General features: G+C 36.5%; 15 protein-coding genes. 6 read left to right on the top strand and 9 right to left on the bottom strand.

Annotated elements, in window-relative coordinates:
* Positions 1-497 precede the first annotated feature (497 nt).
* The 4 genes from D8M05_RS07890 (at position 498) to D8M05_RS07875 (ending at position 4,863) form a co-directional block, all read left to right on the top strand.
* Entirely contained in the window at positions 498-2,240 is a 1,743-nt protein-coding gene (locus D8M05_RS07890; RefSeq protein ID WP_121130397.1) for a carbon starvation CstA family protein, read from the top strand.
* Between the two features lie 419 nt (positions 2,241-2,659).
* Positions 2,660-2,917, top strand: a complete 258-nt coding sequence (locus D8M05_RS07885) for a cory-CC-star protein (protein WP_121130395.1) — start codon at positions 2,660-2,662, stop codon at positions 2,915-2,917.
* Positions 2,918-2,942: 25 nt separating this feature from the next.
* A complete protein-coding gene (locus D8M05_RS07880; RefSeq protein ID WP_121130393.1) occupies positions 2,943-3,866 on the top strand; it encodes an ArsA family ATPase in 924 nt (307 codons plus the stop codon).
* 13 nt (positions 3,867-3,879) lie between these two features.
* A complete protein-coding gene (locus D8M05_RS07875) occupies positions 3,880-4,863 on the top strand; it encodes a zinc-binding dehydrogenase (protein WP_121130391.1) in 984 nt (327 codons plus the stop codon).
* 32 nt (positions 4,864-4,895) lie between these two features.
* Here the strand turns inward: D8M05_RS07875 and D8M05_RS07870 are convergent, their stop codons facing one another.
* The 7 genes from D8M05_RS07870 to D8M05_RS07840 all read right to left on the bottom strand — a co-directional run bounded on the left by D8M05_RS07870 (position 4,896) and on the right by D8M05_RS07840 (position 8,596).
* Positions 4,896-5,753 carry a DUF421 domain-containing protein gene (locus D8M05_RS07870; protein WP_121130389.1) on the bottom strand — a complete coding sequence of 286 codons (858 nt, stop codon included), beginning with the start codon at positions 5,751-5,753 and terminating at the stop codon, positions 4,896-4,898.
* Positions 5,754-5,776: 23 nt separating this feature from the next.
* A complete protein-coding gene (locus tag D8M05_RS07865; RefSeq protein WP_121130387.1) occupies positions 5,777-5,977 on the bottom strand; it encodes a DUF1657 domain-containing protein in 201 nt (66 codons plus the stop codon).
* Positions 5,978-5,990: 13 nt separating this feature from the next.
* On the bottom strand, positions 5,991-6,341 hold the full coding sequence (spoVAE, locus tag D8M05_RS07860; protein WP_121130385.1) for a stage V sporulation protein AE: 351 nt from the start codon (positions 6,339-6,341) through the stop codon (positions 5,991-5,993).
* Complete coding sequence (gene spoVAD, locus D8M05_RS07855) at positions 6,338-7,354, bottom strand: stage V sporulation protein AD (RefSeq protein WP_121130383.1); 1,017 nt, start codon at positions 7,352-7,354, stop codon at positions 6,338-6,340. Before spoVAD ends, spoVAE begins: the two co-directional genes overlap by 4 nt.
* Positions 7,354-7,833, bottom strand: a complete 480-nt coding sequence (gene spoVAC / locus D8M05_RS07850) for a stage V sporulation protein AC (protein WP_121130381.1) — start codon at positions 7,831-7,833, stop codon at positions 7,354-7,356. The genes spoVAD and spoVAC overlap by 1 nt, the downstream gene beginning before the upstream one ends.
* Positions 7,834-7,862: 29 nt before the next feature.
* Entirely contained in the window at positions 7,863-8,324 is a 462-nt protein-coding gene (locus D8M05_RS07845) for a hypothetical protein (protein ID WP_121130379.1), read from the bottom strand.
* A 68-nt stretch (positions 8,325-8,392) separates the two neighbouring features.
* Entirely contained in the window at positions 8,393-8,596 is a 204-nt protein-coding gene (locus tag D8M05_RS07840) for a DUF1657 domain-containing protein (RefSeq protein ID WP_121130377.1), read from the bottom strand.
* A 180-nt stretch (positions 8,597-8,776) separates the two neighbouring features.
* On the opposite strand from D8M05_RS07840, the gene D8M05_RS07835 reads away from it, so the two are divergent.
* Positions 8,777-9,217 carry a hypothetical protein gene (locus D8M05_RS07835; RefSeq protein ID WP_121130375.1) on the top strand — a complete coding sequence of 147 codons (441 nt, stop codon included), beginning with the start codon at positions 8,777-8,779 and terminating at the stop codon, positions 9,215-9,217.
* Positions 9,218-9,243: 26 nt separating this feature from the next.
* Here D8M05_RS07835 and nfsA read toward each other — a convergent pair whose 3' ends face one another.
* Both nfsA and D8M05_RS07825 read right to left on the bottom strand, forming a co-directional pair.
* The gene (gene nfsA, locus D8M05_RS07830) at positions 9,244-9,990 is read right to left on the bottom strand and encodes an oxygen-insensitive NADPH nitroreductase (protein WP_121130373.1); all 747 of its coding nucleotides are present in this window, start codon (positions 9,988-9,990) and stop codon (positions 9,244-9,246) included.
* 37 nt (positions 9,991-10,027) lie between these two features.
* Entirely contained in the window at positions 10,028-10,747 is a 720-nt protein-coding gene (locus D8M05_RS07825; protein ID WP_121130371.1) for a hypothetical protein, read from the bottom strand.
* Between the two features lie 114 nt (positions 10,748-10,861).
* Here D8M05_RS07825 and D8M05_RS07820 point away from each other — a divergent pair, with 114 nt between their 5' ends.
* The gene (locus tag D8M05_RS07820; RefSeq protein ID WP_121130369.1) at positions 10,862-11,185 is read left to right on the top strand and encodes a YwpF family protein; all 324 of its coding nucleotides are present in this window, start codon (positions 10,862-10,864) and stop codon (positions 11,183-11,185) included.
* The last annotated feature ends 9 nt before the right edge of the window (positions 11,186-11,194 follow it).

The following is an 11,194-nucleotide window of genomic DNA, read 5'->3' as shown; positions in this document are numbered from 1 at the left end:
GTAATTTTATGTTCGATAGCTTTAATAACATCTAGAGCACTCAATATAGCGTAGGCAGAATGCGTAGACTCCTGCGGGAACAGCACGTGTCCGAAGACCCCACAGGAAGTGTTCTTCTTCCAAGGAGGGCTGAGGCCGTGCCCTAAGGTCCGCGAAGCATTCTGCCGCAGCAAATTACAGCACATAGCATTAATAAGTGTAAGCGAGAGCTAAACAATACTGAATTAAGTTAGTCTACACTTTACATCGACTATGAATTAACATTCAATTGTAGAAAGTTAACATTCCGAGATTCCTATGCTATAATATTCGTCTTTTGATTGGAAGGTTTTCGTTTTGTCCCAGCCCCTTTCTATTGAAAAAATATTCAAAAGATACATAACGATTAATAATTCTGATATTTGCAAATATAATATTTCATTATAGAATGAGTTTGTACTATATGAAAGTGTTCAAAAAAATTATAGGGTGAAATACTAAAAGGGAGGTAAAGGAATATGAATGCGATTTTGGTTGCAATTATTGGTATGGTTGTTTTTGCATTAGGTTACCGCTATTATTCGAAATTTGTTGCAGAGAAAATCTTTAAGCTAGATCCAAATTATGTCACACCAGCACATCAGTATAAAGATGGTGTAGATTTTGTACCTACAAATAAATTTGTGTTGTGGGGACATCATTTTACATCAGTTGCTGGAGCTGCACCAATTCTCGGTCCTGCAATTGCACTATATTGGGGCTGGCTTCCGGCATTTTTATGGGTTATTATTGGAACCGTTTTCGCTGCGGGGGTACATGACTTTGGTACGTTAGCGTTATCTGTTAGAAACAAAGGACAGTCAGTAGGTACTATCGCTGACAAATTAATTGGTAAACGAGGAAAACTACTATTTTTATTTATTATCTTAATTCTTGTTTTAATGGTTAATGCTGTATTTGCATGGGTTATTGCCAATTTATTTATCTCATATCCATCAAGTGTATTCCCGGTTATGATTCAAATTCCATTAGCAGTTATTATTGGATACCTTGTGTATAAGAAGAATATACGTATGCTCGTTCCGTCTTTAATAGCGCTGGTTATCATGTATGCCGCCGCAATTCTAACTGCACAAGTTGATTTCTTGCAAATTGATTTGGTTCAGTATATGGGTGGTGAAAGTGGGGAAGGTTTATTTGGTCTTGGTGCTGTTTCTACGGCATTCCTCATTTGGATTGTATTCCTAATGGTTTATTGTTATATTGCATCCACTCTTCCAGTATGGAAGTTATTGCAGCCAAGGGATTTTATCAATTCCCATCAGCTTGTTGTTGGATTGGGGATTCTTTACTTAGGATTAATTTTTACAAATCCAGAAATGACTGCACCAGTATTAAATGAAAATCCAGATAAAAACTGGTTACCATTACTATTTATTACAGTAGCATGTGGAGCAATTTCGGGATTCCATGGTCTCGTATCGTCTGGGACAACTTCGAAACAATTAAATAATGAAACGGAAGCACGATTTGTAGGATATTTCGGAGCAGTAGGTGAAGGAATTTTAGCGCTTATCGCTATTATTACAGTTGGAACATTCTTTGCAAATGCGGATGACTTCTTTGCAACATACAGTAGTTTTACAGCTGCAAATGGAGCAGGATTAGGGGTATTTGTAGAGGGTGCTGCTGTTCTTGCAGGAGGTCTAGGCATTCCGCCAGCAGTGGCGACGACGATTGTATCTGTTATTGTAGTTAGTTTCGCAGCAACAACACTTGATACAGCTGTGCGTTTAATGCGTTATATCATTGCTGAATTAGGCGCTGAATATAAAGTACCGGCATTAACGAAAACGCATGTGGCAACATCTGTTGCAGTTCTTTCTAGTGCAGCATTAGTGCTTATTCCAGAAGGACCAAATGGTTTTGGTTCTGGTGGGTATTTAATCTGGCCGTTATTTGGTACAGCAAATCAGTTACTTGCAGGTATTAGTTTAATGTTAATTTCCATTTGGCTGAAACGAAGAGGAAGCAACTACGCTGTAACTTTAATACCGATGATATTTGTAATGTTTATGACGATGTATGCATTATTCCAACAAGTTTTCTTAGAGTGGGCTGCATGGGGAACAGGATCTAACACATTACTATTTGTACTTGGGGCGATTATCTTCGTTTTTGCGCTATGGATAGCTCTAACTTCAATATCTGTTATGCGAGGCAAATATGATGATCCAATTGATAAAAATAAAGTTGGATAATTATTAGTAATGAATCAAGAGGCTGGATCAAAAGTAATTTATTATAGTAAAATCCGAACAATGCCTTAAAATTTTTCATTACAATTCAAATTACTTCGGATTTTGTATAGATAGTTGATTTCTTTAATTCAGAATAATTCTAAACACACCGTTACGGAAAGACACTTCGCGCATCTTAGGGCGTCTTCCTTGTCCTGCGGGAATAGCACGTGTCCGAAGACCCCGCAGCGGATGCTTTCCGCGAGGAGGCTCGGTAGGTTCCCTAAGGTCCGCATCCGCCCGGAGCAATCCCGGACGGCGAGATTTGCTCCGATTTAAGATATTCTTAATTAAATTAGTCCGAAGTTTATATTGACTGTGAAATATTGTTCAGTTATATCCCAGCCTCTTTTGTACATACTTTTGGGGGTGTATCCTTGATGATTGATAAGATTAAAAAACTAATAGAATATTATGAGGAAGTTATTAGCTTACCACATCGAACAGAAATTGCTCGTGAGCTAAGAAATGAGGATGACTTATTTTTGTTGTTGCTATATTCCGAAATGATTGGAATTCCGAATCCAGTATATTATTATACACTTGAGTTATATCCTTACATGATTGAAAAGTTTCATGATTGGCATTTAAGAATGGGAATGGACCATTCTCCATTGTCAGGAATTCGTTGTTGCTAGATTTAAACAAAAAAGGGGGGAGAAGATGAAAGAACAAGAGAAAAAAGTAATCTTTGTTGGTGGAAAAGGTGGAGTAGGGAAGTCAACTTCTGCTGTGGCTATTGCTTGGAAGTCTGCACAGGAAGGACATAAGACTTTACTCGTTTCAACAGACCCGGCACATAATCTTGGGGATATTTTTGGTCAATCAATCGGAGGGGAGGCAATTAATATTTCTGATAATTTATATGCGTTAGAGATTGATCCTGACATAGAAACAACGAACTATATTAATAGTGTGAAAGAAAACATTAAAGGAACCGTGAATACCAGTATGATGCAAGAAGTTCATCGTCAATTAGATACAGCAAAGGCATCACCTGGTGCAGATGAGGCTGCATTATTTGATAAATTAATATCTATTATTTTAGAAGAAAGGGAAAACTATGATAAGCTAGTATTTGATACCGCACCAACAGGTCATACAATTAGGTTGCTCTCATTACCGGAATTAATGGGAATATGGATAGAAGGCTTGTTGCAACGGCGTAAAAAGACGAACGAAAACTATACACAATTATTAAATGATGGAGACCCGATTGAAGATCCAATTTATGATGTACTCAGAGAAAGAAAAGAGCGATTCCAAAAGGCTAGGGGAGTATTGTTAGATCATCATGTAACAGGATTTATCTTCGTTCTTAACCCAGAAAGACTACCAATCTTGGAAACGAAAAAGGCGATAGCATTACTGGATAAATATAAGCTCCATGTTAAAACTTTAGTTATCAATAAGATTTTGCCAGAAAATATCGATGGTACTTTTTTCAGGCAGCGAAAGGAACATGAAAGCCAATATTTAAAGATGATTAAAGAGACATTTAAGGAACAAGAATTAATTTACATACCATTGTTTGAACAAGATATCATTAGTAAGCAGCAATTAGAAACGATTAGCAGTTATTATTAGAGAGGTGACCTGAATGAAGGCGTTTGTCTTGGAGTATGGAAAATTAAAGGAAAAGGAAATGGACAATCCTGTTGCTAAAAAAGGTGAAGTAGTTGTTTCCATAAAAACTGCTGGACTAAATCGTCGTGATCTATACATACCAAATCGTAGAGGAAAAGCTGAAGGTGCATTAATTTTAGGCTCTGACGGTGCTGGGATTATTGAATCAGTAGGAGAGGGAGCAACCAAATTTCAAATAGGAGATGAAGTTATCATCAATCCTTCACTAAGGTGGTATGACAATACGGATGCTCCGCCAATTGAATTCGATCTTCTGGGCATGCCTGATCACGGAACGTTCGCAGAGAAAATCGCAATTTCAGAAGAACAAGTAGAGAAGAAGCCTGCACATTTAGATTGGAATGAGGCTGGTGTATTAGCTTTGTCCGCACTTACAGGCTACCGTGCGCTTTTTACAAAGGGAAAAATAACAGATAAGGATACAGTCTTTATTCCTGGTGCAGGTAGTGGTGTTTCTACATACCTTATACAATTTGCTAAAAATATTGGGGCAAGGGTAATCGTTACTTCTCGCAGTGAGGAGAAAAGGGAAAGGGCAAAAACATTAGGGGCAGATATTGTACTTGATACCAATAGTGATTGGAATAAGGAATTAGCGAATGAGACGGTTGATCTAGTTATTGAAAGTGTCGGAAAGGTTACATTTAATCAGTCTATGAATGTTCTGAAAAAAGGCGGACGTATCGTGACATTTGGCGCGACAACAGAAGATAATATTGATTTTAATTTACGAAATTTCTTTTATGGACAGTATCAATTATTTGGAACAACGATGGGTAGTAGAAAGGAATTGCGGGATATGTTACATCATCTCGAAACATACAAGATGCATCCTGTGGTTGATCGAATATATCCATTCGAACAAACGAATGAAGCTTTTAATTACCTAGACGAAGGCAAACAATTTGGTAAGGTAGCTTTACGTATAGAAGAATAATAAAGAGGAACCTATCAAACATTCCCAATGGGTTATGTTAGATAGGTCTCAATTTTATCAATAGCAACTTGTAACTTTTTACTATTTTGCTCATACATATCTTTTGCTGTTTGATTTTCTGTAGATAGGGCGAACAATTCCAAGTCAGCTTGGCATTTTTTCATAGTTGCAAGCAGTAATGGCTTTTCTGTTGGTTCTGGAACGGCAATTTTATCATCGTATAAATCTACATAAAGCGCACCATCATTATCTGCCTGCCCCATAAAAACGTTCTCGATGCTCACATTTAGTTTGGCGAGTTCAGTCTCTAACCATTTTAAATTTAGGTTAAGATTGGCTAATGATTCGTGCATCACCTTTCCGTCCATAATCACTGTTTGCGGTTCTTTTGTTGGTGCAAGTTTGATCCCTAAGTCCTTAGCGGTCAAAGGTCTGTTCTCTCGCTTAGGTAGAACACTAATTGCTCCATTTGGTTCTAATAAAGCAAACTCTACATCGGATGTGAGAAAAATATCCTTATCACGTAATTTTTCGAGCAAATCGTCTGTAGTGAATCCTTCCTTTTTTAAATTATCTTCCATAATTTTCCCATCTTGAATAAATACGGTACTTTTTCCTTCTGTAAAATTACGAAAGGCTTTACTTTTTAACGACCCCCATTCCACTGCAAAAGGAACAATGAACCAGATAAACATTGCTATTATCCCATACAGTAAATTTAAGTTAGGATCTATTGTATGAACTGCAACAATTCCTCCGAGCACAATGCCAGTGATGTAATCAAAAATATTCATATGAGAAATTTGTTTTGATCCAAGTAATTTGGTAAAGGTGAACAATATGATGATGAGTGTGATTGATTTTAAAATGATAATTATCCAATCAGGCATAGTACCCATTTCCTTTCTTACTACTATTTATATTGAGGTTCTTCACGTGCCAAATAGATGACCTGTTTTTTTAGATCGTCCTTTATTTGTGAAATAATTTGCTGTACTTCGTTATAGGCATTTTTTGCCTCTACATCTTGTACTTTGTTTGCTAACGTTTCTAAACTTGCTTCTATATTTTTGATAGAAGCAAAGCATCCTTTTACTTGTGAACCAACAGTCATACTTTCACTCCTCTTATCCTTTTGGTTTAAATATTAGTGCACCAATCACACCGAAAATAATTGCTGCTGATATACCAGAACTCGTTACTTCAAACATGCCAGTTATTACACCAATGAGTCCATGTTTTTCGGCTTCTTGCATCGCGCCATGGACTAAAGAGTTACCGAAACTTGTTATCGGAACTGTCGCTCCAGCTCCTGCGAAATCAATCAGTGGTTCATATAATCCTAATCCATCTAAAATTGCACCAGCGACAACCAATGTTGTCAGCGTATGGGCAGGGGAGAGCTTAAATACATCGAACATGATTTGACCAATAACACAAATAAGGCCACCAATTACAAATGCCCAGAAAAAAATCATTGTATATCACTTCCTACTTCTATCGAAACTGCATGGGCGATTCCTGGAATTGTGTCCCCCTGATTCACACTTAACGGAGATTGAAGAGACCCTGTTGCAACGACGAGAATACGCTTCAGTTCACCTTGTTTCAGCTTTTCCAAAAAGTGACCATATGCAACAATAGCGCTACATGCTGGCCCACTTGCTCCTGCTAATACGGGCTGGTCTTCACGGTAAATCGTCAACCCTGAGTCAACATATTTTTCTTCGGGTATGTCTATTCCTTTTTTATGAAGTAAATCCAGAGATACTTCTCTACCGATATGTGCTAAGTCACCAGTAATAATCAAATCATAGTACGTATGGTCGATATTTCTTTCTTTTAAATGCGTTTCAATTGTGTCCACAGCTGCTGGGGCCATCGCACCACCCATGTTAAATGGGTCATTCATCCCCATGTCAACCACCTTACCTATTGTTGCGGATGTTACTACTGGACCATCCCCATCTTTCGCAACCAAAGCGCAACCTGCACCAGTGACAGTCCATTGTGCTGTTGGAGGCTTTTGGCCACCGTATTCTGTTGGGTAGCGGAATTGTTTTTCGGTTGCAGCATTATGACTGGATACACCGCTTAAAATATAATCCGCACCATGTGCATTAATAATTGCAGCAGACAAAGCAAGACTTTCCATGGAAGTTGCACAAGCGCTGAATAAACCAAAATACGGAATGCTCATCGACCGAGCTGCTAAAGTTGTAGGGGTGATTTGATTGATTAAATCACCACTAATAAAAAATTTAACTTGCTCCTTCTCAATCGTGCTTTTTTTTATCGCGATTTGACATGCTTCCTCCATCATGGTTTGCTGGGCTTTTTCGAATGAATCCTTATTTAGCCACATATCATCATGTAATATGTCAAACGCTTTTGGAATTGCTCCATTTGCTTCGAAAGGGCCGCCAACTGTACCTGTTGAAATAATGACTGGTTTATTTTGAAATATCCATGTTTGATGTCCGTTAAGCATTAGAAGCCACCCCACTTGATTAAAATTGTTTTGATTAATGCAACAATAAATGCTGAGAATACACCATACGTGATTACTGGACCAGCAACTTTAAACATACTTCCACCGATACCCAATATAAATCCTTCCGTTTTATGTTCAATTGCCGCAGAGATTACTGCGTTACCAAATCCAGTCACAGGTACTGCGGATCCGGCTCCCGCGAATTGTCCAATACGATCATAGACACCAAATCCCGTAAGCAACATCGTTAGGAATATAAGTGTTGCTGTAGTTGGATTACCAGCAGTTTGTTCTGTAAAGTTGAAATAGTAAATATAGAAAGTTGTAATGCATTGACCGATTAAACAAATGAACCCACCAACGAGAAAAGCTTTAATACAATTTTTTAATATTGGCCGTTTTACTTCTCGTCTGCTTTGGAATGCTTGATATTCTTGTGCTTGTGGTGGTAAATTTTTCTTTTTGTCGTTAGACACATTACTTCACTCTTTTCCATAATGATTGGTTAAGTTTGTTCTTTAGATAATTTCGTGATTCGTTTGATTTCTTCTTCCACTTCTTTCTTAGAAATGGATTTTTTTTGAATCTTTTCCTCTAGTTTTTCCAGTTCTAAGAAGATTTTCTTATCAATGGAAAGTTCTACGTGATAGTCACTGAAAGTGTCCTTTAGCTTATTGGATAATTCTTTCGTTATTTTTTTTAGTGTGAATCGTTTACTATGCTTTATTTCAACAGAAACAATCATATCCTCCGAAGTATTAGCTGCCTTTATTCCAATTACTTCATCATGTTTCTCCAGAATCTTTTTGGCTTTATTAGAGGGGGTTTGGTCAATCATATTATTAACTGAAATGTTTCTTACATCTATTCCTTTATTTTCAATTGATTGGGTAGTTGAATCACCATCACAACCGATTAATAATGCCAAAAGTAATAAGACGAATAATGATAAATTGGTTTTGTGCATTTTTCTCACCCATTTCTTTTATAAAGAAGTATGTAGGAGGTTAGATTAGGAACCAACCTCCGATTATTTTACTGCTTGTATTGTGGTTCTTCTTGTTCAATTTGCTGCATTCTTGGTTCAACCGTATCTAATATAGTTTGAGTTTGTTGCGCGGCATTTTGGTATATTTGTTTCGCTTGTTTGTTTTCCGTTTGAAGTGCAAATTGTTCAAAGCTTGCCTGTGCACTTTTAAGACCTGCAATTGTTTGTTTTACTTGTGTGGCAACTGTCATTTTTACGCCTCCCTAAAATATGTGGTCATTTAAGTTTTTGATTTATAACAGTAAATATACTTTCTATTATTTTCCTAGGTATGTTTAGAGGGATTTTTTGCCTTCTTAAATAATTCTGAAACATTTTCATGGTCTCATTCGTCTTATTAAGTAAGGGGATGTTTTTAGGAGGAGTCGTTTATGAGGAAGACAGGCATTCTTGTGGTTATCTTAATCGTGAGCTCTTTAATTATTGGGTATGCAGTTCATCTTTCAGAAGCTGGGAGCTTAATCACAGAAAAGGCGCAGGTAAAACAGGTTGGAGATTTTATCTTACATATGAAAGTTGAAAAGGCTAATAACGGAATTAATGTATTTCAATCCCTGCAATATGTTGGGGAAGAGCCAATTGAAATTGAACATCAGACACCACTTATTTCTGTTTCTTTGGGAAATAAAAATCATGACTTTACTGGAAGTATGGTATCAAAGAGGCTAGAAATGGGGAATATTTATCGACAAGAAAAGGTGAAATTACTTCCAAAGGTAAAAGGTGAAAGTGATTTACATATGAAGGCAAATTTCCATGTTGAAGGAGAAAAGGTGACCATCGAACATGTGGAGAAGCTAATTTTCGAGTAAAAAAAACAGGGAAGGGCTCCCTGTTTTTATTGGTTATTTAGTTTCTGCTTTTTCGTGAAATCTGCTACGTCTAATCGAGTTGAATTGCTATATTTTTGGATCATTTGCTCTGTCCACGTTTCAACCTTACGATTCGTTGACCGGGTTTGATAATATGCTTTTATTTCCTCATCATATTTTGCTACCATTGAAATCAGCTTATCGTCTGTAGGATATTGATTCTCATGATACACAGCATCTATTGGTAAGCGTGGTTTTATTTCGGGTTTGTGATCTGGATACCCAACAGCAATGCCGAATAATGGAATAACATGTTCAGGTAGTTTCAATATTTCACTAAAACGTTCAATATTATTTCTTAAGCTTCCAAGGAAGCATATCCCTAGGCCCATTGACTCGGCAGCGATTGATAAGTTCTGCGCTGCCAAGGCAGCATCAATGTTCGCTACAATAAATTGTTCAGTACTCTCTACCATTTCCATCATTTTACTTCTTACTTCATCAGATGCAACTAATTGTACACGATGTAAATCGCCACAGAAGATAAATAAATGGCCATTGTTTATTACATGTTTATGGCCAGAGATCTCTTTCAATTCTTCTTTTACATTCTTATCTGAAATCCCGATAATTGTATACGCCATGACATTGCTAGAAGTAGATGCTTGTTGTGCTGATTGCACAAGTAGTTGTATTTGTTTTGTTGTTAATTTTTCCTCTTTAAATAGCCGTATGGAGCGATGGTTTAGTATAGTTTCAATTGTACTGTTCATAAGTGACCCCTCCTAAGTTTGTTTTCATATATGTTTCCTATTTTATCGTTAATATTGATGTTGTTGTATTATTTTGGTTTTCTAGTGTTGGATTTTTTTCACCTTCATCATTCCCTATCAAGCTCTGCTTCGTGACTGAAATGCTCGTGTCGTCAATCCATTCAACAGAGATATACGGCCAAGTGTATTGTAGGATACTCTCACTTTCTGTTTCATTTTGTAAATCCAATAGTTCCCATGTTTCCGTATTAATTGTAATAATATGGTGTAAAGGGTAGTCATGAGAAGATGGCCTACTAAATTGAATAGCCAATTTTGAACCATCGGGAGAAAAATGTGTTGTTTCATATCTGGCTAAATCTGTGAGAAGATAAGATTGATCCTCTTCATTCTGATTTATAATCAGGTAAGAACATAAATCATTTTGGCAAGAGAATTCTAACAAGTATATACTTTGTCCTTCTATTTCCTCCAAATTCATTCCTTCTACAGCTGTTTCCTTATCAATGATTCCAATCAAATAATTATTTAAAATAGGGATTCCATCTAAGTTGACCCTAACAAGTTGATCATCAACGGAAAAATCAATATATTCGATTATTTCTTGCTCATCTTCTACTTCTTCTTCTATTAGTTCAGGTTTGCTGTTATCCCCTTTATTGCCGATATTCTCTACCTTTTGAATAACTGGTTCTGTATTGTCAGAACAACCTGCTATAAGAGTAACAAACATTACCAATATGAAAAGTTTTCTCATGAAAGACGCTCCTATCTGTTTATAATAAAAAGTATACTATAGATTCAACTAATTTCTATTGATTTTCAGTAAAATTTGGTAGACTCTATATATGTATAAGAAAAGGGTGGTTCGATGAAAACTTTTAAATTGAAAATGCTCACGATAAAAGGTAATAATGAAAGGCAAGAAAAACAAATTCCTCTATTAGATGGTCTTATCATTAATAGGGAAGATGATAAGAATCAATGGATCATTGAAGCGTATATAGAACAAGGGTATCAGACCTTCTTAGAAGAATTATTTAAGAAAGAGGATAGCCTTTTACTAAAGGTTAAAATAACAAAGGAAAATAATAATCCTGCTTTTTTTAATTGTATAATCATTGGTGTGAACCGAATTGGAGACAACTTAAATGTTTTATTTAAAGGAACGATTGTAGATTCTAGTACATTGTAGGAGACTTTT

The sequence above is a fragment of the Oceanobacillus bengalensis genome, assembly GCF_003628445.1.
GTDB lineage: Bacteria > Bacillota > Bacilli > Bacillales > Amphibacillaceae > Oceanobacillus > Oceanobacillus bengalensis.
Note: the sequence above shows the minus strand (reverse complement) of the source record. Positions and strands in the feature narration are given on the sequence as shown.

Bases quoted from the DNA above. Each gene is read 5' to 3' on its own strand.
- D8M05_RS07820 (WP_121130369.1), top strand. From the start codon at position 10,862: ATGAAAACTTTTAAATTGAAAATGCTCACGATAAAAGGTAATAATGAA.
- D8M05_RS07845 (WP_121130379.1), bottom strand. From the start codon at position 8,324: ATGCACAAAACCAATTTATCATTATTCGTCTTATTACTTTTGGCATTA.
- spoVAE (WP_121130385.1), bottom strand. From the start codon at position 6,341: ATGATTTTTTTCTGGGCATTTGTAATTGGTGGCCTTATTTGTGTTATT.
- D8M05_RS07875 (WP_121130391.1), top strand. From the start codon at position 3,880: ATGAAGGCGTTTGTCTTGGAGTATGGAAAATTAAAGGAAAAGGAAATG.
- D8M05_RS07825 (WP_121130371.1), bottom strand. From the start codon at position 10,747: ATGAGAAAACTTTTCATATTGGTAATGTTTGTTACTCTTATAGCAGGT.
- D8M05_RS07870 (WP_121130389.1), bottom strand. From the start codon at position 5,753: ATGCCTGATTGGATAATTATCATTTTAAAATCAATCACACTCATCATC.
- D8M05_RS07890 (WP_121130397.1), top strand. From the start codon at position 498: ATGAATGCGATTTTGGTTGCAATTATTGGTATGGTTGTTTTTGCATTA.
- nfsA (WP_121130373.1), bottom strand. From the start codon at position 9,990: ATGAACAGTACAATTGAAACTATACTAAACCATCGCTCCATACGGCTA.
- D8M05_RS07865 (WP_121130387.1), bottom strand. From the start codon at position 5,977: ATGACTGTTGGTTCACAAGTAAAAGGATGCTTTGCTTCTATCAAAAAT.
- spoVAD (WP_121130383.1), bottom strand. From the start codon at position 7,354: ATGCTTAACGGACATCAAACATGGATATTTCAAAATAAACCAGTCATT.
- D8M05_RS07880 (WP_121130393.1), top strand. From the start codon at position 2,943: ATGAAAGAACAAGAGAAAAAAGTAATCTTTGTTGGTGGAAAAGGTGGA.
- D8M05_RS07840 (WP_121130377.1), bottom strand. From the start codon at position 8,596: ATGACAGTTGCCACACAAGTAAAACAAACAATTGCAGGTCTTAAAAGT.
- D8M05_RS07835 (WP_121130375.1), top strand. From the start codon at position 8,777: ATGAGGAAGACAGGCATTCTTGTGGTTATCTTAATCGTGAGCTCTTTA.
- D8M05_RS07885 (WP_121130395.1), top strand. From the start codon at position 2,660: ATGATTGATAAGATTAAAAAACTAATAGAATATTATGAGGAAGTTATT.